21 protein-coding genes are annotated in these 25,931 nt (G+C 56.4%); 11 read left to right on the top strand and 10 right to left on the bottom strand.

Annotated features, from left to right (window positions below; all coding sequences use genetic code 11):
• Positions 1 to 55: 55 nt before the first annotated feature.
• A complete protein-coding gene (hemL, locus tag ABFI50_RS13130; protein WP_014882616.1) occupies positions 56 to 1,336 on the top strand; it encodes a glutamate-1-semialdehyde 2,1-aminomutase in 1,281 nt (426 codons plus the stop codon).
• Positions 1,337 to 1,432: 96 nt separating this feature from the next.
• Here the strand turns inward: hemL and fhuB are convergent, their stop codons facing one another.
• From fhuB to hrpB, 10 genes are all read right to left on the bottom strand, one after another.
• A complete protein-coding gene (fhuB, locus tag ABFI50_RS13125; protein WP_193970151.1) occupies positions 1,433 to 3,415 on the bottom strand; it encodes a Fe(3+)-hydroxamate ABC transporter permease FhuB in 1,983 nt (660 codons plus the stop codon).
• On the bottom strand, positions 3,412 to 4,302 hold the full coding sequence (gene fhuD / locus ABFI50_RS13120; protein WP_347484225.1) for a Fe(3+)-hydroxamate ABC transporter substrate-binding protein FhuD: 891 nt from the start codon (positions 4,300 to 4,302) through the stop codon (positions 3,412 to 3,414). The genes fhuB and fhuD overlap by 4 nt, the downstream gene beginning before the upstream one ends.
• Positions 4,302 to 5,099 (bottom strand): Fe3+-hydroxamate ABC transporter ATP-binding protein FhuC, encoded by a 798-nt coding sequence (gene fhuC / locus ABFI50_RS13115; RefSeq protein WP_032637477.1) that lies wholly within the window; start codon positions 5,097 to 5,099, stop codon positions 4,302 to 4,304. The genes fhuD and fhuC overlap by 1 nt, the downstream gene beginning before the upstream one ends.
• A 50-nt stretch (positions 5,100 to 5,149) precedes the next feature.
• Positions 5,150 to 7,399 (bottom strand): ferrichrome porin FhuA, encoded by a 2,250-nt coding sequence (fhuA, locus tag ABFI50_RS13110; protein ID WP_347484223.1) that lies wholly within the window; start codon positions 7,397 to 7,399, stop codon positions 5,150 to 5,152.
• A gap of 205 nt (positions 7,400 to 7,604) precedes the next feature.
• On the bottom strand, positions 7,605 to 8,609 hold the full coding sequence (locus ABFI50_RS13105) for a fimbrial protein (RefSeq protein WP_347484221.1): 1,005 nt from the start codon (positions 8,607 to 8,609) through the stop codon (positions 7,605 to 7,607).
• Between the two features lie 13 nt (positions 8,610 to 8,622).
• The gene (locus tag ABFI50_RS13100; protein ID WP_347484219.1) at positions 8,623 to 11,100 is read right to left on the bottom strand and encodes a fimbria/pilus outer membrane usher protein; all 2,478 of its coding nucleotides are present in this window, start codon (positions 11,098 to 11,100) and stop codon (positions 8,623 to 8,625) included.
• Positions 11,101 to 11,120: 20 nt separating this feature from the next.
• The gene (locus tag ABFI50_RS13095) at positions 11,121 to 11,834 is read right to left on the bottom strand and encodes a molecular chaperone (protein ID WP_047344006.1); all 714 of its coding nucleotides are present in this window, start codon (positions 11,832 to 11,834) and stop codon (positions 11,121 to 11,123) included.
• 42 nt (positions 11,835 to 11,876) lie between these two features.
• Complete coding sequence (locus ABFI50_RS13090; RefSeq protein WP_137984526.1) at positions 11,877 to 12,449, bottom strand: fimbrial protein; 573 nt, start codon at positions 12,447 to 12,449, stop codon at positions 11,877 to 11,879.
• A 344-nt stretch (positions 12,450 to 12,793) separates the two neighbouring features.
• The gene (gene mrcB / locus ABFI50_RS13085; RefSeq protein WP_014882607.1) at positions 12,794 to 15,319 is read right to left on the bottom strand and encodes a bifunctional glycosyl transferase/transpeptidase; all 2,526 of its coding nucleotides are present in this window, start codon (positions 15,317 to 15,319) and stop codon (positions 12,794 to 12,796) included.
• 182 nt (positions 15,320 to 15,501) lie between these two features.
• Positions 15,502 to 17,931 (bottom strand): ATP-dependent helicase HrpB, encoded by a 2,430-nt coding sequence (hrpB, locus tag ABFI50_RS13080; protein WP_347484215.1) that lies wholly within the window; start codon positions 17,929 to 17,931, stop codon positions 15,502 to 15,504.
• A gap of 73 nt (positions 17,932 to 18,004) precedes the next feature.
• On the opposite strand from hrpB, the gene thpR reads away from it, so the two are divergent.
• From thpR to ABFI50_RS13030, 10 genes are all read left to right on the top strand, one after another.
• Entirely contained in the window at positions 18,005 to 18,550 is a 546-nt protein-coding gene (gene thpR / locus ABFI50_RS13075; protein WP_023332115.1) for an RNA 2',3'-cyclic phosphodiesterase, read from the top strand.
• Positions 18,550 to 19,254 (top strand): DNA/RNA nuclease SfsA, encoded by a 705-nt coding sequence (gene sfsA, locus ABFI50_RS13070; RefSeq protein WP_023332114.1) that lies wholly within the window; start codon positions 18,550 to 18,552, stop codon positions 19,252 to 19,254. The genes thpR and sfsA overlap by 1 nt, the downstream gene beginning before the upstream one ends.
• A gap of 176 nt (positions 19,255 to 19,430) precedes the next feature.
• Positions 19,431 to 19,886, top strand: a complete 456-nt coding sequence (gene dksA / locus ABFI50_RS13065; RefSeq protein ID WP_001155232.1) for an RNA polymerase-binding protein DksA — start codon at positions 19,431 to 19,433, stop codon at positions 19,884 to 19,886.
• A 59-nt stretch (positions 19,887 to 19,945) separates the two neighbouring features.
• A complete protein-coding gene (gene gluQRS / locus ABFI50_RS13060; RefSeq protein WP_014882603.1) occupies positions 19,946 to 20,836 on the top strand; it encodes a tRNA glutamyl-Q(34) synthetase GluQRS in 891 nt (296 codons plus the stop codon).
• 42 nt (positions 20,837 to 20,878) lie between these two features.
• Positions 20,879 to 22,276, top strand: a complete 1,398-nt coding sequence (pcnB, locus tag ABFI50_RS13055) for a polynucleotide adenylyltransferase PcnB (RefSeq protein ID WP_072093610.1) — start codon at positions 20,879 to 20,881, stop codon at positions 22,274 to 22,276.
• On the top strand, positions 22,273 to 22,752 hold the full coding sequence (gene folK, locus ABFI50_RS13050; RefSeq protein WP_347484210.1) for a 2-amino-4-hydroxy-6-hydroxymethyldihydropteridine diphosphokinase: 480 nt from the start codon (positions 22,273 to 22,275) through the stop codon (positions 22,750 to 22,752). Before pcnB ends, folK begins: the two co-directional genes overlap by 4 nt.
• 121 nt (positions 22,753 to 22,873) lie before the next feature.
• Complete coding sequence (gene panB, locus ABFI50_RS13045) at positions 22,874 to 23,665, top strand: 3-methyl-2-oxobutanoate hydroxymethyltransferase (RefSeq protein ID WP_014882600.1); 792 nt, start codon at positions 22,874 to 22,876, stop codon at positions 23,663 to 23,665.
• An 11-nt stretch (positions 23,666 to 23,676) separates the two neighbouring features.
• A complete protein-coding gene (gene panC, locus ABFI50_RS13040; protein WP_014882599.1) occupies positions 23,677 to 24,528 on the top strand; it encodes a pantoate--beta-alanine ligase in 852 nt (283 codons plus the stop codon).
• 32 nt (positions 24,529 to 24,560) lie between these two features.
• Complete coding sequence (gene panD, locus ABFI50_RS13035) at positions 24,561 to 24,941, top strand: aspartate 1-decarboxylase (RefSeq protein WP_014882598.1); 381 nt, start codon at positions 24,561 to 24,563, stop codon at positions 24,939 to 24,941.
• Positions 24,942 to 25,274: 333 nt separating this feature from the next.
• A complete protein-coding gene (locus ABFI50_RS13030; RefSeq protein ID WP_023336764.1) occupies positions 25,275 to 25,886 on the top strand; it encodes a fimbrial protein in 612 nt (203 codons plus the stop codon).
• Positions 25,887 to 25,931: the final 45 nt, after the last annotated feature.

The raw sequence follows: 25,931 nt of genomic DNA, 5'->3' as shown, positions 1-25,931 counted from the left end.
GCGAATCACTTAGAATAGTGTGCTTAATCATTTTATACGAACCAGGAACGACGCCATGAGCAAGTCTGAAAACCTCTACAGTGCAGCCCGGGAGCTTATTCCAGGTGGTGTGAACTCGCCTGTTCGCGCCTTTACCGGCGTGGGTGGTACGCCGCTGTTTATTGAACGTGCTGACGGCGCGTATCTGTATGATGTCGATGGCAAAGCCTATATCGATTATGTCGGTTCCTGGGGACCGATGGTGCTCGGGCACAACCACCCAGCCATTCGTAACGCGGTCATTGAAGCCGCTCAGCGTGGCCTGAGCTTCGGTGCGCCAACCGAAATGGAAGTGAAGATGGCGGAGCTGGTGACTGAACTGGTGCCGACCATGGACATGGTACGTATGGTGAACTCCGGTACCGAAGCGACCATGAGCGCGATCCGCCTGGCGCGCGGTTTTACCGGTCGCGATAAAATCATTAAATTCGAAGGCTGCTACCACGGCCACGCAGATTGTTTGCTGGTGAAAGCAGGCTCCGGCGCGCTGACCCTCGGCCAGCCAAACTCGCCTGGCGTGCCGGCGGATTTCGCTAAGCATACCCTGACCTGTACCTATAACGATCTGAACACCGTTCGCGCGGCGTTCGAGCAGTATCCGCAGGAGATCGCCTGCATCATCGTTGAACCGGTAGCGGGCAACATGAACTGCATTCCACCGCAGCCGGACTTCCTGCCGGGCCTGCGCGCCCTGTGCGATGAGTTTGGTGCCCTGCTGATCATCGACGAAGTGATGACCGGCTTCCGCGTAGCGCTGGCGGGTGCCCAGTCTTATTATGGCGTTGAGCCGGACCTGACCTGCCTCGGCAAAATCATCGGCGGCGGCATGCCTGTTGGCGCATTCGGCGGCCGTAAGGATGTGATGGAAGCGCTGGCGCCAACGGGCCCGGTCTACCAGGCTGGTACCCTTTCCGGCAACCCGATTGCGATGGCAGCAGGCTTCGCCTGCCTGACCGAAGTGGCGCAACCAGGTATTCACGAAACCCTGACCGACCTGACGACTCAACTGGCTAACGGTCTGCTGGAAGCCGCAGAAGAGGCGGGTATCCCACTGGTGGTCAATCACGTCGGCGGCATGTTCGGGATTTTCTTCACCGATGCGCCAACCGTGACCTGCTATCAGGACGTCGTGAAGTGCGATGTTGAACGCTTCAAGCGCTTCTTCCACCTGATGCTGGAAGAAGGTGTGTACCTGGCGCCGTCGGCGTTTGAAGCGGGCTTTATGTCCGTGGCGCACAGCGAAGAAGATATCAATAACACCATCGACGCGGCGCGTAAGGTGTTTGCGAAGCTTTAAGGGAATTGCCGGGTGGCGCTAACGCTTACCCGGCCTACGATATTCTCCCTCTCCCCGTGGGAGAGGGCCGGGGTGAGGGCATCAGGCCGCACCTGACTACCGACTCTGCTTTCTCAACAGATAAATAAAATACGGCGCGCCTATAAAGGTCGACAGCAGTCCCGCCGGGATCTGGTAAGGGAACAGCACCATCCTTCCACACCAGTCCGCAAATAACAGAATGACTCCGCCCGTCAGGGCTGACATCACAATGTGCGGCATTGTCCGGCGGAACCCCATCATTCTGGCGATATGCGGTGCCATCAACCCGACGAAGCTCAGCGGGCCAATAGTCATGGTTGCCGTTGCCGTGAGGCACGCTGCCAGCAGGAGAAGTGCGACACGCGTAGGCGTCAGCGCCATGCCCACAGCCCGCGCCGTTTCGCCGCCGAGCGGCAGAATGGTCATCCAGCGACGACACAGCGGCACAATCGCCAGCAGCACAATCATTACGATCCCGGAATGCACAACCTGGCTGGCGGTCGCGTTGTAGGTTGAGCCAGAAATCCAGGTCAGGATCTTCGCCATTCGCGGATCGCCACTCGCCTGCAGCATCATCAACAGCATCGTAAAGGCCGTGCTGAGCGCCATCCCGGCCAGCAACATCCGGTGCGGGGAAAATCCGCCGCGACCTGAGGCAATCAGAATAATCATCAGCGTCACCGCCGCACCGATACTCCCGGCAGGCATCAACCAGCCAAACGCGTTCCCTGGCACCAGGAACAGCATCAGCACCACGCCAAAGGCGGCACCGGAGCTGATCCCCAGCACTTCCGGGCTCGCCATCGGGTTACCGGTCAGACGCTGAATAATACAGCCCGCAACCGCCAGCATCACACCGGCAATAAGCGCGGAGAGGATCCGCGGCCAGCGCCATTGCAGTAATTCGTTGAGTAGATCACCCGTTGCCCAGTGCCAGCCTGCGGCATCGCGCCCAAACGCGAGTGCGGCAAACGAGGCGAGAAGCAAGACTCCCAGACCGGCAAGGCTAAACCACAGTACCGACTGACGTTCCGCGTAGACCTTATCGCCCGCGTCCATCGCAGGCGCGCTGATGCTGCGCAAACGCGGGAGCAACCACAGCAGCAGCGGCGCACCGATAAGCGCCGTTGCTGACCCGGTAGACACTTCCATCCAGACGCGGGCCAGCCAGAGAATGATCTGATCGGAAAGCCAGAGGATCAGCGCCCCGATCAACGGTGCGAGCAGCAGACGCGCCAGCAGCCGACGCGCCCCGAGCATTTTTGCCAGCAGCGGCGCAAAGAGACCGATAAAGCCGATAATGCCCACCGCGTTAACCAGCAGAGCGCTCAGCACAATCGCCAGCGTGAGCGCCGCCAGGCGTGCCAGCGACAGTGCCAGCCCCAGGTTGCGCGCCACGCCATCATCCAGCCCCATGAGCGTCAGCGGACGCAGGAGCAGCAGCGTCAGCACGACCCCGCCCGCCAGCTGCGGCCACAGACGCTGCACAATGCTCCAGTCGGTCTGGGTGAGCGTGCCGGTGCTCCACAGGAACATACTTTGCAGCTGATCGTGATGGAACAGCACCAGCAGCTGGTTAATCGCACCGCAATAGAGGCTGACAACTAGCCCGGCCAGAATCAGCGTTACCGGAGAAAGGCGTTTTCCCCAGGCCACACCAAAGACCAGCGCCCCTACGACACACGCCCCCGCGAGGGCCGCAGACTGCGAGGTTAACGCGCCGGGCAATGCCCACAGCGTGGTGATCGTGATCCCAAGCTGCGCCCCGGTAGCGACGCCCAACGTGGTTGGCTCCGCCAGCGGGTTACGTAATATCTGCTGGAATAAGACGCCTACCAGGCCTAAACCGGCCCCGACCAAAAGGGAGATCGCCAGACGCGGCAGCAGGCTGTAGTGGAACAGCATCTGCTGAATATTGTCGATATCCGGCGAGACCAGCGCGGCTCCCCACTGCGCACGCGGTAACGCCGTCGAGAGATTGAACCCGGTGAATGACAGTGCAGCCAGAAAAAGCACGGACAGCAGTAGAACCGGGAAACGCGCGATACGGGTACTCATGCTTTACCTCCCAGCGCGTTATCCAGTACGCGGGCAAAATGCATGGCCGATAGCGTCGCGCCGTAGAACCACACAGCGGGCGCACGCTGGAAGCGCTTCTCGCGCACAAACGGCATCGCCTGCCAGAGCGGCGTCGCCATCAGCGTTTGCATTTCGCGCTCGTTGCCGTGGTCGAAACACAGCACATCCACATCACGAAACGCCGCCAGACGATCGATACCGACGGCGGTACTGCCCCAGAAGGTCATCTCCCCTTCCCACGCATTGCGAATGCCAAAGCTGTCCAGCACCTCCTGGAACAGACAGTTTTTACCGAATACCAGCATATGGCGGGCATCCAGCAGCGTCACCATCAGCAGCGGGCGATCGCCCCGCCCGGCAAAGCGCGGCTTCAGGGCGACAATCAGGGCATCGAATTCATCGAGATGCTTTTTGGCTTCCGTTTCACGGTTGAGGAAATGCGCCATCTCGTTGATCGAGTTTTTCGCCACGGTCAGCGGTTTTTTACCGTCGCTAAAGGAAAAACCGCGCCCTGGCGCAATACGTGCCATGGTCTCTTCTGACGGGCCATAGCCCGCAGACCAGAACAGGAATGACGGTTTCATTTGGGTAAGCAGTTCGAGGTTTGGCTCCGTACGCAGGCCGATGTCAATCACCGAGTCCGGCAGCTTCGGCTCGTTCACCCAGAGGTTATAGTTAGGGATGTCCGCCACGCCATAGGGCGTGACACCCAGCGCCATCATCAGCTCTACCGGCAGCCACTCCAGCGCCACAATGCGGTGAGGATCGACTGCGGCAGCACGCGCCGTCGTCATGTTAAACAGCAGGGGTGAGAGCGCCATTGCCGTCAACAGGCGACGACGGCTGATAAATGTGTTGTCCAGCATCAGTACACGAAGCTCACCGGTGCAGCCCCAGCGGGGTGAGGCAAGATACCCATTGGAATACCGTAAATGTGTTCCAGCGTTTCGCTGCGCATCAACTCTGACGGTGTTCCCTGCGCAATCATTTCGCCGCCGCGTAGCGCGACAAGATAATCGCAGTAGCGCGCCGCCATGTTGATATCGTGCAGGACCGCAATCACCGTCAGGCCACGCTGCTGGCTTAACCGGTGTACCAGCGCCAGCACGTCGACCTGATGGGCAATATCCAGCGCAGAGGTAGGCTCATCCAGTAGCAGGCAACGGCTGTCCTGAGCCACCAGCATTGCAATCCACGCCCGCTGACGCTCACCGCCAGACAGGCTATCCACCAGACGGTGCGCCAGCGGTTTTAGCCCAACCAGCGCAATCGCCTCTTCCACTTTCTCCCGGTCAGCCACGCCGAATCGCCCAAGCGCCCCGTGCCACGGATAACGCCCAATCGCCACCAGCTCACGCACCGTCATCCCTTCCGCCTGCGGCAACTGCTGCGGCAGATAGGCCACTTTGCGCGCAAAGGCTTTGCTGCTCCAGCTCTCCAGTTGCTGTCCGTCCAGCAGGATATCCCCTTCAGACGGCGGCTGATGGCGTCCCAGCATCTTAAGGAGCGTGGATTTACCGGAACCGTTGTGACCAATCAGGCCCGTCACTTTACCGGCCGGGAACGTCAGAGAGAGCGGATGCAGCAACGTGCGTCCGGGTACGCGAAAGGAGAGATGATTGAGCGTGAAGGTGGTGTCGGTTTGCGTTTGATTATCCTGCATATCAGCCAACTTAAATAAAAAGGGCACGGCGAACCGTGCCCAAAGAGAGATTAGAAGCGGAAGGTCGCGGTGGCGACAACCTGACGTTCAGCACCCCAGAAGCAACCGTAGGTGTTAAAGCAGCTGGCAACATACTCGCGATCAAACAGGTTGTTCACGTGAAGTGCGACGTTCGAGCCTGCCATGCCCACGCGCGCCAGGTCGTATCTGACCAGCGCATCGACAACGGTGTAGCTCCCTACCGTGAAGGTGTTCGCCGGATCGCCTTTGCTGGAGCCAGTGTAACGCACGCCGGTACCCAGCGTCAGGCCGGACAGCGGGCCATCAAACAGCGTGTAATCGCCCCATACGGATGCCATGTGTTTAGGCACCTGAGCAGGCGTGTTGCCTTTGTAATTTGTATCGGTGGTGTATTCCGCATCGGTATAGGTGTAGGAACCGACAACGTTCACGCTCGCAGACAGCGCAGCTTTCGCTTCCAGCTCTACGCCACGCGCGCGGATTTCTCCCCCTTCAACCGAGAAGAACGAGCCAGCCGGGTCCGCCATCAGGTTGTTGGTTTTGGTCAGTTGGTACAACGCACCGGTAACAACGATCGGACGGTCATTCGGCACGTATTTCACGCCCGCTTCGTACTGCTTACCTTTAGACGGGGAGAACAGTTTGCCCTGAGCATCGGTCTGCGAAGCGGGTTCAAACGATTCGCTGTAGCTGAAGTACGGGGTTACGCCATTATCAAACAGGTAGTTAACACCACCACGCCAGGTGAACTGGGTATCATCACGTTTGGAGGTGGTATTCAACACGCGGTTATACGATTCCTGATCCGCCCAGTCATAACGGCCGCCCAGCGTAACCAGCACTTTATCCCACTGCGCCTGATCCTGAACGTACAGACCCGTCTGTTTCTGGCGGTTGAGGATCTGATAAGGGCCGGAGGTAGCCGGATCTTTCGAACCGAAATCAAAATCGCTGTTCACCGGGTTGTAGAGATCCAGCAGCGGCACCGAGTCGTCATAGCCGAACCAGGAGTTGATGTCGTTACGCATGCGCATAAAGTCAACGCCGGTCAGCAGGATGTGGTCCACCTCACCGGTAGTGAATTTGCTTTGCAACTGGGTATCAACGGTGAAGTTCTGCAGCTTTTCATTATCGACAACGTATTTACGCGCCAGATAATGGCCTTTGTTAGCAGGGGCTAACGCGGCGCACTGTTTGTTGCCCGCATTCGCCGGGTCGGTACAGACGCCATAGCCGTAAACACTGTTTTGTGAGGTTTTATTCTCAGCAAAGCGCAGGTTCTGGCGTACGGTAAAGGTATCGTTGAATTCGTGATCGAAGCTGTATCCCACCATTTTCTGGTTGCGGGAATAGGTATTGTTCTTCGCGCCTTCATTGAAGTTCGTCGGCAGACGATCGCCGTTCGGCAGCGGATCAACCGTCCCCTCTTTTGGCAGCCAGCCGTAGTAGCCGGTTTCAGGCTCGTTCTGGAAGTAAGAGAGGAACGTGAAGGTAGTCTTATCATCCGGACGCCAGGAGAACGATGGCGCGATGGCGTAACGCTGCTCTTCCGCACGCTCCTGCTGAGCGTTATTAGAACGCGCAACACCCGTTAAGCGGTAAGAGTATACGCCGTCGTCGTCGATGGCATCGCTGAAGTCAAACCCGGTCTGGAACAGGCTGTCCGTACCGACTTTGAACTGGATTTCTTTCAGCGGCTCGGTGGTTGGGCGCTTGCTTACCATGTTCAGCAAACCGCCAGGGCTGCTTTTGCCGTACAGAACGGAAACCGGACCGCGCATGATCTCGGCGCGTTCCAGCATGTAAGGGTCGATTACCGCGTCGTTATAGAAGTTGCCCTGCATCTTCATGCCGTCGAGGTAGTTATTCTGGCTCTGGCCGTCGGCCGCAAAGCCGCGAATCACCAGATAGTCATAGGTATTCGACGCACCACGGGTGCCAACCGCCACGCCCGGCGTATAGCTAAGGGCTTCTTTTACCGAACGCGGCTGGTGCAGCGCCATCTCTTCGGCGGTGACGACTGAAATAGACTGCGGCACCTTCTGAATTGGCGTATCGGTTTTCGTGCCGGTCGCGGATTGCCTTGCCGCGATAGTTGCCGCCGGTCCCCAGGCACTTTCCTGTGCCGCAGGCGCTGCGGTTACCGTAATGGTTTCTTCTTTTTTCGGGGTTTCGGCAGCATGTGCATAAGCCGACATGCCGGCAACCGCTGTGGCTACGACGACCGCGACTTTTCGCAGCGACGTGTTGATTGGCTGAGCAGTATTGGAAAGCGCCATGTTGTATCTCTGATGGAAAGGTTAATGATAACGTAAACGAGAATTATTATTATGAGCGCAAGAATAATAGGCGAAACGCCGGTTGCATAGCAAGCAATAAGCGGCCCTACGAGAATTGAGGGATTAAGAATTAACCAGATGAAAACAGGGGGTTAATGATGTTAGCGAAAGGATCGCCAAAACCCGCCGGAGCGGGCGGGAAGCATTAGCGGTAAAACAGCTCGAACGTGGCGACCGCCTCGACTTTTCCGGGTTTGACCTCCCCCGTTTTTACGTAGCGGGCCTTCAGGGGGATCTCTGCGGGCACCTTGTCCTGCGTAGCGGATATCGCAGTATAGGTCTGGTCAAACTGAAGGACGGTATCGTTGCTGTCGAGAATTTGAATCCCCAACCCTTGTGCGGCAGCATCACCGGATGCAATGCCCAAAACCGAGCCGTTGGTCACCCCCGTCGACCCCGTGCGGGTGAACTGATAGTCAATCTTTGTTCCCGTCGCGCAGTCGTTTATTGCAATCTTAAAACCACCGTCAGTCAGTATCTCTGAGTATTGCCCGTCAAAATCCTGAGAATTGACCGTTTTGAGAGGAACAAAAATGTTACGGTCAACCAGATTACAGGTATTGGTCGTAATATGGACGCTGGTGGGCGAAAAACGCATTTCACCGACCACGACACCGCCGAGCGTATCCTGCGAGGTCAGGCGCGAGGTATCCAGCATCCCGTCCTGGACCTGGCCGATGACCACCAGTTGAGCGGCGGCCCGAAAGACGTGGGTGCCATCAGACCCGCCATGTTTGTAGCCATAATACTGCCAGGGACGAATGAGGTCCTCCTCTATATAGTCGGGCAACCGTTCGCTTGACGCCGCCGCACGGATGCCAATCCCCGGCACGTTGGTTTTATAGACTCCCGGCAGAACGTCCTCACGCGCGTCGGCATCCGTCAGGGTCAAATAGCCGCGCCGGATTTGCGCGTCAGCTCCGCCACAGTGCACCGTAATTTCATTGAATTCGACGGCATTGTCATAAATTACGGTCCCCACAGGGGTATCGGGATCGAGCATAAAGACCGCTGGAAGCTGAAAGGTAACAATGCCGCCAGATCCATCCCCGCCGCTGAAAGTACATTGAGCAAATGCCGGATGTACCCGCGCGGCGGCGACCAGCAGTACGGCAGAGATAACGGTTCTCACCAGAATAGTCACGCGCATTTTCTCTCCAGCCTCATTGGCAATTAACCGCGGTATTAATGATTCCCTCGCCATTGTCATCGGGTAAATCGATGACGCCATGACACTGTTCGTCGCCCGCCTCTCCCCACTGCGCGCTGAACGATGTGCGTCCATTAAGCCCTGAGAGGTAGACCTCGCCATCATCCCCGACAATCGCGGTGGTGTTATCAAGCGCCACGATGGCACCAAACGGCACTGGTTTACCCTGATGACGCAGCGTGACCAGCGCGCGGCGCCCAACGCGGGCCTCGAAGTTCGCCAGTATCACCGCGCCTTTTGTCGGCACGAGATCTAACGTTGCCGCGTCAATATCAATATCGCTGCGTTCCTGCGTGTTTACCGTGAGGGTGTTGTGTCGGTAAGCGGTAAGCGACGGCACGATGGCATTACCAAACGCATCGGTATAAATGCCGCGGCCGCTCTGAACGTTGACATCCTCTCCGTCGTTGATGTGTACAATCGCGAAAGCGTCCCGCACGGGCTGCCCCAGCGTAACGCCCTGACCGTGAGCCACGATGGATCCCTGAGCGTTATAGTTCCACTGGCGGTTATCCCCGCCGTAGCTGTACCCCATGCCAACTTCGCCGGACGAGCCGCGATAGCGCCCGGATACGCTGCCGCCATAGCCCGTATCTTTGTTGGCGTAGGTCTGCTGGAGGTTATAGCTCAGCTTGTTATCCTCAAGCGCGGTCCCCCCGATCCCCACCTGGTGCGAGACATACCCGCCGCTTGCGGTATTTACGCTGTAGTTTGCCCACGCGTTAGAGAGCCAGTGCGATAACGGGATATTGACGTTCAGCGCCAGTTGCCGATCGGAATCGGCATCTGGCGTGCGGGTCAGGTTGTAGCTTATCGACCAGGTAATATCCCGCCAGCTGGAGCTCAGCCCGGCGCTGACGCTGCGCTCGTGGCCGTCCATATCCCAGTAATCCTGCTGATAGCCGTTAAGATACGCCGAGCCCCAGTCAGAAAGCCGCTGGGAAAGGTTTACCTGCATGCGGCTTCGGCGGTTGTTGGTTCTGCGATAGGTATAAATGCCGTCATCAATCTCGCTGTCGCGCTGATCGATAGCCTCCTGAAAGGTATAAAACCCGGAGGTGGAATAGCGGTAGCTGGCAAGCGTGACGGTGGTATCTGTGTCGGGAATATCTTTTGAATACTGCGCTCGCCATGAAAGTCCATTTGCGTCATCACGTCCGTCATCAAAGGCGGTTCTCGCGGTGGTGATATCCACCGAGGCTGAGCCCAGATGACCCAAATCCGCGCCAACCCCCAGCAATAGTGCATGATACATCGACGCACCCTGAGCGCCGGTGTAGGCCGTCACGCCATACGGCAGGCCATAAATAGCCGTACCTTGCACAAAAGTGGGCTCATCTTCCCCTTCATTGCCGCGATAACGCCCGGCCGCCAGCGAATACTTAAACCCGCCCTCACGCTGGAGGACCGGCACCGACGCGCTGGCCTGTATGAAGCTATGCTCCGAGCCATCCGCCTCTTCAACGGTGACTTCCAGATCCGCGCCGGAGGCGACCTGGCTTAAATCACGGATCTCAAATGGCCCCGGCGAGACGTTGGTTTGATAAAGGGTGTAGCCGTTTTGCTTAATGGTGACTTTTGCATCGCTGTTGGCAATCCCCCGCACGACTGGCGCAAACCCCTGCTGGCTGACCGGTAGCATCGCCGTATCCGTTTCCAGCGTCAGGCCGGTCATCTGCACGCTGTCGAACAGCTCGCTGTTGGTGTACGTCTGGCCCAGTTCAAGCTGGCTTTTCAGCGCTTTGATATCGCGCTGCAGGGTGGTGGCGATGGCTTCCCAGCCCGAAGAGTCACTCCAGGTACTGTTGTTGCGCAGCCGCCACGCGCCCAGATTAAGACCCGATGTCAGGCCAAGCCAGGTTGATGAGGTTTGGCCCGTGCTGTAATGCTGCTGAGAACCGCTGAGCTGATAGCTTGTCCAGGCCGCCGGAGCACCGTCATCCCAGAATTTCGGGTTAATGGCGCCCGCAGCCGCGCGGTTGCGGTAGGCCTGGGGAATGACCAGCGTCAGGGTCTGGTTATCCTGATTGTAATCGTAGCGAGCATGTTCGATAAAATGGGAGATATCCCGAATGCAGGCCGCATCGTCCATATCTTTGAGATCCGGCACCGCGTCGACGTTCACGCCAAATTCACGCAGATCCGCTTTGGTCAGCTCCGGCAGAAGCTGCTGCTTATCGTCAGAAAGCACATAGGTGACCTCGCGTTTATCCACGACGTCCCGATCCCACATGATGGTGGTCAGATAGCGCCCTGCCAGCAAGCCGTTATCATTAATGAAGTTTTTGAGCGTAGCGGTATTTTCCAGCGGCGTATCCAGCTCAAGGATCCGCAGGTTGAATTCGTCATCAGCCCACGCAGGTGGGATCGCGACGAACAGTGCGAGCACGATCCCGGACCATACCTGTTTTTGGCGAGAGGGAGAGGACATAGCATTCCAACACGATCCCGTTAAAGGGCCTGCTTGCGCTGAGGGGTTTGCGCCCCAAAATCATTGATTGCCGTCCAGGTCACCGCACCCGTCGCCCCTTTTGGCAACGCAAAATGCTGCTCGCTAAACGGTGCAACCATCATCGAAATAGCCCCCGGCGTGGTTTCGGTCTCTTTCACCGGTACGCTTTTCCCGCCCACGGCCAGCTCGCCAAAGGAGACGTAAAACGGCGTGGGGTTTTTAGCAATAAGCGTGTCGCCCTGACGACGGAACGTGATTTTTTCATCCGCCACCAGCGCATCGGCCTCTTTTAACTGAGACGGGCGCCAGAAAAGCTTCAGCCGCGTTTTCATCGCGAACTGCAGGGTATTTTTCTCTTTCAGCTCAGGCGACAGCGCGGAGACCGATTTCACATTCGCCAGGAACAGCGATTCACGGTCTGATGGCAGGCTTTTTTTATCGCCAGTAAAAATAACGTGTAAAAGGGTTTGACGATTTTCCTGCAGCTTATAAACAGGAGGGGTAATAACGAAGGGCGCTTTTGCATTATTGACATAGCTGACCCAGCTTTGTACCAGATAACGCGTATGGGGATCTTTATTTTTAAGGGCTATTTGTACTTCAGCTTTATTTGATGGATAAATAATACGAGTACCACCCAAAACCACGCTGGCCTGCGCTGACAGACAAGAAATAATTAAACAACCACATAACAATTTAAATAAAGTCTTCATACAACGTTCCAAAAGGCAGCCATAAAGGCTGCCAGTAATGACTTAGCGATAGACAACCTCGAAAGTTGCCGAAGAAGAATAGCGGCCTGCGGTGGGTGCAGTATCACCAATCTGAATCACCTTCGCGATGTAGTTAAAGACTGAGGCATTTGTTCCCGTCGCATCGTTAGCCACATCCGTTCCCGTCGAAGGCAGGGAGCCATCAAATACCACATCGTCTTTCGTGCCGTTTTCATTGCTGACGATGATGCCAACGTTGGTGGCATTACCGGCGCCGCTGAGGTCGTTCTTCAGACGTTTATGCGCGGCATCCGTTGTCGTTCCGCTGAATTTGAGGTTGAGTTTGGCAACCAGCGGGTCACATTTTTTCACTTCAATATTAAACGTTTTGCTGGTGCCCACTGCGCCATCAGTGCCAAAGTCCGACGCATAGGTATCGGGGAACGTGACGGTTGACGAGGTCGTACCGGAGCCATCAACATTAATTTCACAGGTGTCGGCCACCACTTTCCCGGCAAAGTTCACCGTGCCAGAATCGTTTCCGGCAAATGCTGGCAGAGACAGCGATGCCATTATGCTTGCAGCCAAAAATGAAGAAAGAACATACTTACTCATAATCATATCCTTATATATATCGATGCAGTCATCCATTCCCGCCCCAATACTGTGCGTCAGAATGTTATTTAAGCGCTCATATCACTCATACAGGGGTAATTAACCCAGCCATGTTTCAGGAAAGCCTGTGATTCCTTGAGGCGATTAAATCAGATCATTCTTACCAGTGTCCAGATAGCCTAAAAACCTCCTGCACATAATGGCGCACAAGACTATGTTTTAAATAAAAAATAATGAATCTTAGGAATTCTTAATTTTGAATTAACTTTTTTTAAAGGATTGCGGACTGTAAACAATAAAAAAGGCCGCTTTAAAATAAAGCGGCCTTTTATTCAGGGAATTAATTAATTCCCGCCAAACATGTCCTTAATCCAGCCGGCTACGCCATCGCTGTCTTTCTTCTCATTCTGCTGCTGCGGCTGTTGTTGCTGCGGCTGCTGAGGCTGAGAAGATTGATCGAACGGGTTGCCCGTTGGCTGTTCAGGCTGGCTCTGCTGGCAGAGGGAGTCCGGGTTGGTGGTCCAGACCGGCAGGGTACGCATCCCACCGCCGCAAACAAAGTTACCGGAACCGTCCACGCCCATATCGACGATATCTTCCGGCGCAACCAGGTTCAGCGGCACCGGAGACTGATTCGCCAGATAGCGCTGGTAAATCGACATCGCCCCGCTTGCACCGTACAGCTTGGTTGGCTGGTTGTTATCACGGCCTACCCAGGTGATCACCACTTCACGGCCATCAATACCGGCAAACCAGGTATCGACGTTGTTGTTGGTGGTCCCGGTTTTACCCGCCAGATGCAGACCCGGATATTTCGCCCCCAGCTGACGGCCAGTACCGCGCTGCACAACCTGCTGCATGGTCCACAGCGTCATATAGGCCGCCTGCGCAGGCACCGCACGTTCTGCCTGTGGGAAGCTCTGATACAGCACGGATCCATCCTCGGCAATCACCGAGCGCAGGGCCGAAAGCGGCGCACGGTTACCGCCGCTGGCAATGGTCTGGAACGCCTGTGCCACTTCGATCGGCGTCAGGTTAAGTGCCCCCAAAATCATCGCCGGAACCGGATGCAGCTGATCTTTCGACACGCCCAGTTTCTGCCAGGTGTCGACAATCGCAGGCAGGCCCAGCGCCATACCGAGGTTAACCGTGGGGACGTTCATGGAACGGGTCAACGCATCCACCAGCATAACCTGGCCGCTGAACTGTTTATCATCGTTCTGCGGGGACCAGACCTGACCGTTAGGCTGACGCAGTGAGATTGGCGCATCGGCAATCCAGGTGTTCAAACGATACAGATTCGGCTGACTCAGGGCGGTGAGATAGGTCGCCGGTTTTGCCAGAGAACCAATCGAACGACGCGCCTGCATGGCACGGTTATAGCCCGCATACTGCGGCTCGGCACCGCCCACCATCGCGCGTACTTCGCCAGTGTTGCGGTCAACCACCACCATGGCGGTTTCCAGATCGCTCAGCTTGCGCTGTTTCTTCAGTGCAGGAATACCTTCCACCGCGGCTTTTTCTGCTGCATCCTGGGCCACGGAGTCAAAGGTGGTGAAGATCTTCACGCCGGAGAGATCTTTGACCTTATCACCGAGCTTGCTTTGCAGCTCCTGACGCACCATTTGCATAAACGCAGGCTGAGGAGAGATCACCCCACCGCGCGGCTGCACGCCAAGCGGACGCGCGCTCAGCATGTCGTACAGTTCCTGATCGATCACCTGCTGTTGTTGCAGCAGACGCAGGACCAGGTTACGACGCTCCAGCGCCAGTTTCGGGTTACGCCACGGGTTGTAGATGGACGCCCCTTTCACCATGCCCACCAGCAATGCCTGCTGGTCCAGGCTCAGCTCTTCCACCGGGCGGCCAAAGTAGTACAGGCTTGCCAGCGGGAAGCCGCGGATTTCGTTATCGCCGCTCTGACCGAGGTAAACCTCGTTCATGTACAGTTCAAGAATACGATCCTTGCTGTAACGCGCATCCATCAGCACGGCCATGTACGCTTCGTTGGCTTTACGCCAGTAAGAGCGTTCGCTGGAGAGGAACAGGTTCTTCACCAGCTGCTGAGTCAGCGTACTCGCCCCCTGCACGGTACGACCTGCGGTCAGGTTCGCCAGTACCGCACGGCCGATAGAATAAAGGCTGATGCCGTCGTGCTCGTAGAAGTGACGGTCCTCGGTTGCCAGCAGCGTATCCACCAGCAGATCCGGGAAGCCGTTACGCGCCACAAACAGGCGCTGCTCGCCGTTTGCCGACGAGAGCATGGTGATCAGACGCGGATCGAGACGGAAGAAACCGAACTGACGGTTGTTATCCATGTTCTCGATGGTATCCAGACGATCGCCGTCAAAGGTCAGACGCGCGCGCACCTGCCCCTCTTTGCTGTCCGGGAAGTCGAACGGACGGCGGATCATCTCAATGCTTTTCGCCTGAACGGTAAATTCGCCAGGGCGCGTCATCTTCGACACCTGACGATACTGGGTCGCTTCCAGCAGTTTCACCATCTCGTTCTTACTGATGGACATATCTGGCTCAAGGTTCACCATACGGCCATACACTGCCGCAGGTAACTGCCAGACTTTACCGTCGATACGGCTGCGGATCTTCTGATCCAGATAAACGCCGTAAATCGCCATCAGCACAACAAAAACAATGAACAGCTTCAGCAGCAGCCAGAACCAGCCGCGTTTGCCCCGAGGCTTGCGCCCTTTGCCTTTTCCTTTACGCGGCATCGGTTCTTCATCCTCATAATCGTCTTCATAGTCATCGTCATAGTCCTCATCTCTGAGGCGACGACGGCTTACCTTTTCTTTCGCCGGACGCGTGGGTTTTCCCTTACGTCCTATTGGCTCGCGGTCATTCCCCGCCATGCTTTTTCTCCGCAACGTTCAGGCGCAAAGGCCCGATTCTCATTTCTTCCACTGACCTGTGAAAGAAGAAATCTCTCAAAATTAGTTTTCTCCCTCTCCCCATGGGAGAGGGCCGGGGTGAGGGCATCAGGCCGCACAATCCAGCCCGCACAATCCAGGCCGCACTCCCCTCTTCCCCTGATTCACGAATACTTCTTCGTCCGCCGTGTCGGTGCCGTGTTCGCCGGATCGTCCGGCCAGACGTGTTTGGGATAGCGCCCTTTCATCTCTTTCTGCACGTCCCGGTAACTTCCCGCCCAGAACGCGCCCAGATCGCGGGTGATCTGCAGCGGACGCTGCGCAGGCGACAGCAGCTCAAGCACCAACGGCACACGCCCTTCTGCGATAGACGGTGTGGTGGCTTCACCAAACATCTCCTGCATCCGTACCGCCAGCGCCGGAGGATTATCCTCATGATAACGAATGGCAATCCGGCTCCCGGTGGGCACAGTGTAATGCCCAGGCAGCTCACTATCCAGACGTTGACGTAATGACCAGTCCAGTAAATTCTGTAACGCGGTCTTAACATCAAGCGCCTTGAGCGCACGCAAGGAGTGTACGCCGCTCATTTGCGGCAGTAGCCAGTGCTCAAGCGTAGCCAGCAGCGTCTCATCATCCACCGATGGCCAGCCGTGTTCCGGAAGCCACTTCGCGGCGCAGTGCAGGCGTATACGATACTGTTCAGCTTCCGGCGCCCAGTTCAGTACGCTCAGCCCTTTTTCCCGGATGCCGTTCAGCATCGCCTGGTGTAACTCTTCTTCTGAAGGCTTCGCCAGCGGTTTCGTCCCGAGCGTCAGTTTGCCAATCTGACTGCGGCGAAACGCCTTTAGCGTGCCCTGAGTCTCATCCCATTCCACGATATCGGACTGCTGCAGCAGCTGCGGACAAGCGCGGGTCAGCGCATCAATGTCTACGGCAAACGCCTGTAAAATACGTGCGTCAGGAGAGTGGCTCCCCTGAAGCAAAAGCGGGGCAATCAGCCATTCGTGACGCGTTAACGCATCATCGCTGTCCAGCATCGCCCCCATGCCGTTTGCCAGCTGATAGCGCCCGTCCAGCCCGCGGCGGCGGGCAATTCTGTCCGGGAAGGCCTCTGACAGCAGGGAGGCAATTTTATCGCTGTCAGGTGAACCGCCCCGGCTATTCAGGCGTTTGGCCAGCTGCTGCGCCCGCTGCTGCCAGTTCCCCTGATTACGCGAAAATGCCTGTCCCAGATCGCTACTGCCACCGCGCGGCGGCTCCTCAAGGATAGCCGCCAGCCTGGCCGCCGTGGCAATTTCATCGTTCCCCTGCGCGGCCACCAGCATAGCAGCCAGACGCGGATCGTTACCCAGCGCCGCCATTTTCTGCCCGCGCGCCGTCAGACGCTCGCCTTCCAGCGCGCCAAGCTGAGTCAGCAGGCTGCGCGCCGCCGTGAGGTTAACCGCTGGCGGAAGGTTGAGCCATGTGAGCTGGGCAGGGTCAGGACAGCCCCATTGCAGGAGATCCATCACCAGGCCAGACAAATCACTTTGTAAAATTTCTGGCGTGCTTTGCTGTGCGGCACGCTCAGCTTGCTCCGCGCTGGTCAAATGCAGACAAATGCCCGGCGCAAGACGCCCGGCACGGCCCGCACGCTGGATCATCGACGACTGGCTGATGCGCTGCGTGAGCAGCTTAGTCAGCCCGGTGCGCGGGTCAAAACTGGCCACCCTCTCCTGGGCGCTATCCACCACCAGGCGAATGCCTTCGATGGTCAAACTGGTTTCCGCGATATTGGTCGCCAGCACCACTTTGCGCTGCCCCGCCGGGGCGGGAAGGATCGCTTTACGCTGATCGGCCAGCGACAGCGCGCCATAGAGCGGACACAGAATAATGTCGCTACTCACCCGTGATGCCAGTTGCTCCTGTACGCGCTGGATTTCTCCCACACCGGGTAAAAATAGCAGCAGCGACCCCGGCTCCTGACGAAGCAGTTCAGCCGTGGCGACAGCCACCGCTTCCTCAAAACGCTGATGGGCAGGTAGCGGCTGATAGCGCCGCTCCACCGGGAATGCACGACCTTCGGAGGCAATCACTGGGGCATCAGGCAGCGTCTGCTGCAGCCGCACGTTATCCAGCGTCGCCGACATAATGAGCAGCCGTAGGTCGTCGCGCAGCCCCTGCTGGACGTCCAGCAACAGCGCCAGGGCCAGATCCGCCTGCAGGCTGCGTTCATGGAATTCATCCAGAATCACCAACCCCACGCCGGTCAGTTCCGGATCGTTTTGCAGCATGCGGGTGAGAATGCCCTCGGTAACCACTTCGAGGCGCGTGGACGGGCCAACGCAGGTTTCGGCACGCATCCGATAACCTACCGTTTCGCCCGGTTTTTCGTTCAGCAGTTCCGCCAGTCGCTGCGCCACGTTGCGTGCGGCGAGCCTGCGCGGCTCCAGCAGGATGATTTTTCCGGCAATCTTCCCTTCTTTGAGGATCTGTAGCGGCAGCCAGGTGGATTTGCCCGCCCCCGTAGGCGCGTTAAGCAAAACCTGCGGGGCGTGGTGTAAGGCAGCAAGAAGCTCGGGAAGGACGACGGCGACCGGCAATGAGGACACTAACAGCTCCAGAGGGTTAACATTAGTCGGCGTACATTGTAGCATCGGCGCATATCATTACCGAGTCCCCCGTATGTCTGAGTCAAAACGACTGTTTTTTGCCATTGAGCTGCCCGCCCCTGTTCAGCGGCAAATCGTTCGCTGGCGCGCTGAACATTTTCCACCGGAAGCAGGTCGGCCCGTTGCGGCCGCGAACCTGCATCTGACGCTGGCATTCCTGGGCGACGTGAGTGCCGGGAAACAGCGGGCGTTAGCCGCCATGGCCGGGCGGATTTCTCAGCCGCCGTTTACGCTGCACCTCGACGATGCAGGACAATGGCTACGTTCGCGCGTGGTCTGGCTGGGCACGCGCCAGCCACCGCGCGGATTATTGCAGCTGGCGAATATGCTGCGCGCGCAGGCGGCGCGCAGCGGCTGTTATCAGAGCCCGCAGCCATTTCATCCGCATATCACGCTGCTGCGCGATGCCGGTCAGGCCGTTGCCCTCCCGGCCCCGGGTTTTCACTGGGCTTTCCCGGTCAATGCATTCGCGCTTTATGAATCTGTCTTTGCTCAAGGACGCACACGCTATACGCCGCTACAGCGCTGGACGCTGGGCGACACGATGAAGGAATCCTGATGAAGTTTAGCCCTGCACTCCAGCCCGCCACGCTGATCCAACGCTACAAACGCTTCCTCGCCGACGTGGTGACACCTGAGGGGAAAACGCTCACTCTGCACTGCCCCAACACCGGAGCCATGACCGGTTGCGCCACGCCGGGTGACACGGTCTGGTATTCCACTTCAGAAAATACTAAACGCAAATATCCCCATACCTGGGAAATAACTGAGACACAAAGTGGGGCATTTATTTGCGTTAATACCCTGCGCGCCAATCAGCTGGTTAAGGAAGCGCTGACCCATGGCACTATTCCCGAACTGGTGGGTTATGGTACGCATAAAAGTGAAGTGAAATATGGCGATGAAAGCAGCAGAATTGACTTCATGTTACAGGCGGAAGACAGGCCGGAGTGCTATATTGAAGTAAAATCAGTGACGTTAGCGGAACAGGAAAATGGCTACTTCCCGGATGCGGTTACGCTACGTGGACAGAAGCACCTGCGGGAGCTAATGAGTGTTGCGGCGGCGGGCAAACGCGCCGTACTGCTGTTTGCGGTACTGCATTCAGCCATTGAACGGTTCTCACCTGCCCGCCATATTGACCCTAAATACGCGCAATTGTTGAATGAGGCACAAAAGCAGGGGGTAGAGGTTTTCGCTTATAAGGCGGAACTTTCTGCCGATAATATGACTCTGAGATCCTCTCTTCCCATTGTCTTATAAGGGATTAGACGATTGATGATTATGTGTTCTGGCCGCGTGCGCAAATACGCTTTTCCTCACAGGCTTGTCAAGTGTTACGTTTAGATAATTGCCATACGGAAAAGCATCTGCTATTTATAGCGACCTGATTTTTCCCCCAACACGGGGATCGATAGTGCGTGTTAAGGAGAAGCAACATGCAAGAAGGGCAAAACCGTAAAACATCGTCCCTGAGTATTCTCGCCATCGCTGGGGTGGAGCCGTATCAAGAGAAACCGGGCGAAGAGTATATGAACGAAGCCCAGCTGTCGCACTTCAAGCGTATTCTTGAAGCATGGCGTAATCAACTCAGGGATGAAGTCGATCGCACCGTTACGCATATGCAGGATGAAGCTGCAAACTTCCCGGATCCGGTAGACCGTGCCGCTCAGGAAGAAGAGTTCAGCCTCGAACTGCGTAACCGTGACCGCGAACGCAAACTGATCAAAAAGATCGAGAAAACGCTGAAAAAAGTCGAAGACGAAGATTTTGGCTACTGCGAATCGTGCGGTGTTGAAATCGGTATTCGTCGCCTGGAAGCGCGTCCAACCGCCGATCTGTGCATCGACTGTAAAACGCTGGCCGAAATCCGCGAAAAACAGATGGCCGGTTAATACCAGCGCTGTTTACCCACTCCAAAGGCGGGAGTCTCTCCCGCCTTGTTAACGTTGATATGTCTGAATCACACTATATCGGGCGCTTCGCGCCATCTCCCTCAGGTGAATTACACTTCGGCTCATTAATTGCCGCGCTCGGCAGCTACCTGCAGGCTCGCGCCAGCCAGGGCAAATGGCTCGTCCGCATAGAAGATATTGACCCGCCGCGTGAAGTTCCCGGTGCTGCAGAGACCATACTGCGTCAGCTGGAACATTACGGCCTGCACTGGGACGGCGAGGTTCTCTGGCAATCAAAACGCCACGAGGCGTATCGGGAGCGTCTGGCCTGGCTCGCTGAGCAAGGGCTTTCCTACAACTGCACCTGCACCCGCGCGCGTATCCAGAGCGTTGGCGGCGTCTATGACGGGCACTGCCGTACGCTCAATCATCCCCCGGAGAACGCCGCCGTGCGCCTGCTGCAACGTGCGCCCGTCACCCGTTTCCACGATCTGCTCTCCGGAGAGATCCGTGCCGATGAACGTCTGGCGCGCGAAGATTTTATTATTCACCGTCGTGATGGTCTGTTTGCTTATAACCTGGCCGTGGTCGTCGACGACCATTTCCAGGGCGTCACGGAAATTGTGCGCGGGGCAGACCTGGTCGAACCTACCGTGCGGCAAATATCGCTGTATCAGCAGTTTGGCTGGACGGTACCGGGTTATCTTCATCTGCCGCTGGCGGTCAATGCGCAGGGCATTAAACTGTCCAAGCAAAACCACGCCCCAGCCCTGCCAGACGGCGATCCGCGTCCTGTTTTGATCGACGCGCTGCGATTTCTCAACCAAAATGTAACCCACGAATGGCAGGATCTGCGTATTGACGAACTGCTGAAAATGGCCATCGCGCAATGGACGCTCACGGCGGTGCCAAAAATCCAGCATTCTCAAATGCGTTGCGCTGAGCTATGATTAGCCGCTTTTTTCATAACAAAACACACTACGAGGTGTACCATTTTTACCCGAGTCGCTAATTTTTGCCGTAAAGTGCTAAGCCGCGAAGAGAGCATGGCGAACGATGCTATTGCACAGCCACACATGTCGGTTATTCCGCGTGAGCAGCACACTATTTCCCGCAAAGATATCAGTGAAAATGCCCTCAAGGTGCTCTATCGTCTGAATAAAGCGGGCTACGAGGCCTATCTCGTTGGCGGTGGGGTGCGTGATTTACTGCTGGGCAAAAAACCAAAAGATTTCGACGTGACGACCAGCGCCACGCCTGAGCAGGTGCGCAAGTTATTCCGTAACTGTCGTCTTGTTGGCCGCCGTTTCCGTCTTGCTCACGTCATGTTTGGGCCAGAAATTATCGAAGTGGCGACCTTCCGCGGCCACCACGAAGCGGGCGCATCCGATCGCACGACCTCCCAGCGCGGCCAGAACGGTATGTTGCTGCGTGACAATATTTTCGGTTCTATCGAAGAAGATGCCCAGCGCCGCGACTTCACCATCAACAGTCTCTATTACAGCGTGGCGGATTTCACCGTGCGTGATTACGTGGGCGGTATGCAGGACCTGAAAGAGGGCCTGATCCGCCTGATCGGCACGCCAGAAACGCGTTATCGCGAAGATCCTGTGCGTATGCTGCGTGCCGTGCGTTTCGCCGCCAAGCTCAACATGCGCATCAGCCCGGAGACGGCAGAGCCGATCCCGCGTCTGGCGACGCTGATCAACGACGTGCCGCCTGCCCGTCTGTTTGAAGAAGCGCTGAAGCTATTGCAGGCTGGCTACGGGTTTGAAACCTACAAGCTGCTGCGCGAATACAACCTGTTCCAGCCGCTGTTCCCGACCATTACGCGCTACTTCACCGAAAACGGTGACAGCCCGATGGAGCGCATGATTGCGCAGGTGCTGAAAAATACCGACACCCGCATCCAGAATGACATGCGCGTGAACCCGGCATTCCTGTTTGCGGCGATGTTCTGGTATCCCCTGCTGGAAACCGCGCAAAGAATTACTCAGGAGAGCGGCCTGGCCTATTACGATGCCTTCGCGCTGGCCGCAAACGACGTGCTGGACGAAGGGTGCCGTACGCTGGCGATCCCGAAACGTATTACCACGCTGGTGCGCGACATCTGGCAGCTTCAGCTGCGCATGTCCCGTCGCCAGGGCAAACGCGCCTGGAAACTGATGGAACATCCAAAGTTCCGCGCCGCGTTCGATCTGCTGTCCCTGCGTGCGGAAATTGAACGCAATCAGGAGCTGCAGCGTCTGGCGCAGTGGTGGGCTGAATTCCAGGTTTCCGCTCCGCCGGAACAGAAGGATATGCTGACCGGGCTGGATGAAGAGCCCGCACCGCGTCGCCGTCATCGTCGTCCGCGCAAACGTGCGCCGCGTCGTGAAGGTTCAGCATGACACTCGCCTGTATCGCCATCGGCAGTAACTTAGCCTCTCCGCTGGAGCAGGTTAACGCTGCCGTAAAGGCGCTGGGCGAGATTCCGCAAAGCCGGATCGTCGCCGTCTCGTCGTTTTATCGTACCCCGCCGCTCGGCCCACAGGATCAGCCTGATTATCTGAACGCTGCCGTGTTGCTGGAAACAGCCCTTGAGGCAGGAGCGCTGCTGGATAATACCCAGCGCATTGAGCTCCAGCAGGGCCGCGTGCGCAAAGCCGAACGCTGGGGACCGCGCACCCTCGATCTCGACATCATGCTGTTTGGCCAGGAGGTGATTCATACCGATCGCCTCACCGTACCGCATTATGATATGAAAAATCGCGGATTTATGCTCTGGCCGCTCTTTGAAGTCGCCCCCGATATCACCTTCCCGGACGGTACCTCGTTAAAGACCGTTCTGGACAACCTGAACGCGGAAAAACCCGCTCGCTGGTAAACCTCTCCCCCACCGGTTGGCCGCTAAATAATTGTGGTTAATCGGTTGCCTAAAATCATTGTTCCCCGGAATGTTACTGTTAGAATGCGCAAAGATTCGCTTTGGGCTATCAGGAAACAGTATGAAACCAACCACCATCTCCTTACTGCAGAAATGCAAACAGGAAAAAAAACGCTTCGCCACCATCACCGCGTATGACTACAGCTTCGCCAAACTGTTTGCCGAAGAGGGTATCAACGTCATGCTGGTCGGAGATTCGTTAGGGATGACGGTACAAGGACATGATTCCACCCTGCCGGTCACGGTTGAGGATATTGCTTACCATACCCGCGCCGTGCGCCGCGGTGCGCCAGCCTGCCTCCTGCTTTCCGATCTGCCGTTTATGGCCTATGCCACACCGGAGCAGGCATTCGAAAACGCGGCGGCGGTCATGCGGGCCGGGGCCAATATGGTCAAAATTGAAGGCGGAGCCTGGCTGGTGGATACGGTGAAGATGCTCACCGAACGCGCCGTGCCGGTGTGCGGCCATCTGGGCCTGACGCCACAGTCCGTCAACATCTTTGGCGGCTACAAGGTGCAGGGCCGTGGCGATGCGGCACAGACGCTGTTTGATGATGCCCTGGCGCTGGAAGCTGCAGGCGCGCAATTGCTGGTACTGGAGTGCGTGCCTGTTGAACTGGCGAAACGTATCACTGAAGCGCTGTCGATTCCGGTGATTGGTATTGGTGCTGGCAACGTGACCGACGGGCAAATTTTAGTGATGCACGACGCCTTTGGTATTACCGGTGGGCATATCCCGAAATTTGCGAAAAATTTCCTTACCGAAGCGGGCGACATGCGCGCCGCGGTCAGGCAGTATATTGCCGACGTTGAATCCGGTGTTTACCCGGGTGAAGAACACAGTTTCCATTAAGGAGTCTCGTTGTGCTAATCATTGAAACCCTGCCGCTGCTTCGCCAGCACATCCGTCGCGCGCGTCAGGAAGGTAAACGTATCGCACTGGTCCCGACCATGGGCAACCTGCATGACGGCCATATGAAGCTTGTCGACGAAGCAAGAGCCCGTGCAGATATCGTTGTGGTCAGTATCTTCGTAAATCCCATGCAGTTTGACCGCGCAGACGACCTGGCGCGCTACCCGCGTACCCTGCAGGAAGACTGCGAGAAGCTCAAAAAGCGTCAGGCGGACATTGTTTTCGCGCCGTCTCCTGCAGACGTTTATCCTCAGGGAACTGGCGAAGCAACCTACGTGGACGTTCCGGGAATTTCGACCATGCTGGAAGGCGCCAGCCGTCCGGGCCATTTCCGCGGCGTCTCCACCATTGTCAGCAAATTGTTTAACCTGGTACAGCCGGATATCGCCTGCTTCGGCGAGAAAGATTTCCAGCAGCTGGCGCTGATCCGCAAAATGGTGGCGGACATGGGATATGATATTGAGATTGTGGGCGTGCCGATCGTGCGCGCTAAAGACGGGCTGGCGCTCAGCTCCCGCAATGGCTATTTGACCGCCGAGCAGCGTAAAATCGCCCCGGCGTTAAGCAAGGTCATGAACAGCATGGCAGAACAGCTTCTGGCGAAAGCATTAACCGCAGAAGAGATTATTGCTCTTGCGGAACAGGCGCTGAACGACAAAGGTCTCCGGGCTGACGATGTACAAATCCGCGATGCTGATACGCTGCTCGAACTTGCAGAGACAAGCAAACGTGCGGTAATTCTGGTGGCGGCATGGCTTGGCCAGGCTCGCCTGATTGACAACAAAGTGGTTGAGCTGGCGTAGTTTTTCTACCCGGAAGATGAAAGGTAAACGTAATGATTCGCAAAATGCTGCAAGGTAAGCTTCACCGTGTGAAAGTGACTCAGGCAGACCTGCACTATGAAGGCTCCTGCGCCATTGACCAGGATTTCCTCGACGCGGCGGGTATTCTTGAGAACGAAGCGATCGATATCTGGAACGTCAATAACGGCAAACGCTTCTCTACCTATGCAATTGCCGCCGAACGCGGGTCCAAAATCATCTCCGTCAACGGCGCGGCAGCACACTGCGCAGAGGTGGGCGATATCGTGATCATCGCCAGCTTCGTGATGATGTCTGACGAAGAAGCGCGTCGCTGGCAGCCCAAAGTGGCCTATTTTGAAGGCGATAACGAAATGAAGCGCACGGCAAAAGCTATTCCTGTTCAGGTCGCCTGATTTCTTTTCCCTGGACTCATTTTTATCCCATTCACTATCAAAATGAGTCCAGTCTTTTTTGTGCAAGCCACGATCAATTATAGCGCATTTAATAGGATTTAAATAAATAACCAAAGAAATCTCAGAGAATTATATTATATAATTCCCAAATCATAATTCCCACCCATTAAGAAAAACTTAAACCAACCTGCAGTTTTAATCACCCCCGTTGACTAGTCTTATCCCAAATAAATCTCTAGAATCCGCCACGAAATAACATTTCAGATTTTAAATCAATAGCTCCAAAAAAAATTATTGATTTAAATGTTTTAACTTCAAAATATGGATATTGGTATGTCTTTTAAAAAAGTTAGCATGGGTATGGCAATTGCACTGGCTCTGAGCGCAGGTTCCGCAGTTGCAGCTGTTCCAGGTGACACAGGTACGATTACTTTCCACGGCATGGTGTCTAACACCACTTGTAAAGTTTCCCTGGATCAGAAAATTGACCAGAGTGGTAACGATTTCGATGTCACCCTGGACACCGTATCTGTTGCTGATTTTGGCACCACTGCACTGGGTACTACCAGCACCCTGGGCCAGAAAAAATTCAACCTGGCGCTGACCGGTTGTGATACTGCTACCGTGGCTAAAGCATCTGCACAGTTCAATTCCTGGGCGGGTTCTACTTCTACCGAAGGCGGCCTGCTGGTTCCACCAGCAAACGCTCAGGGTTCTGCGAAGAACGTTAACCTCGTACTGAGCAACGATGGCAACACCAAAACCGATCTGGTGAAAATCGACCAGACTAACAACACTCAGCAGGCCACTGTTGATACAAGCGGCGCGGCTAAGCTGTACTACAAAGTAGCTTATACCCAGGGCCAGGGTTGGGATCAAACCACTAACCCAGTATCCGCCGGTACCGTGCAGGCACAAGTTGCCTTCACCATGAACTACGAATAAACCTCTTTGTTTTGCAGGTTTTAAATAATCCCCCGCTTCTGGGGG

It is taken from the genome of Enterobacter sp. HNDS-6, assembly GCF_039850505.1.
GTDB classification, from domain to species: Bacteria; Pseudomonadota; Gammaproteobacteria; order Enterobacterales; family Enterobacteriaceae; genus Enterobacter; species Enterobacter kobei.
Note: the sequence above shows the minus strand (reverse complement) of the source record. Positions and strands in the feature narration are given on the sequence as shown.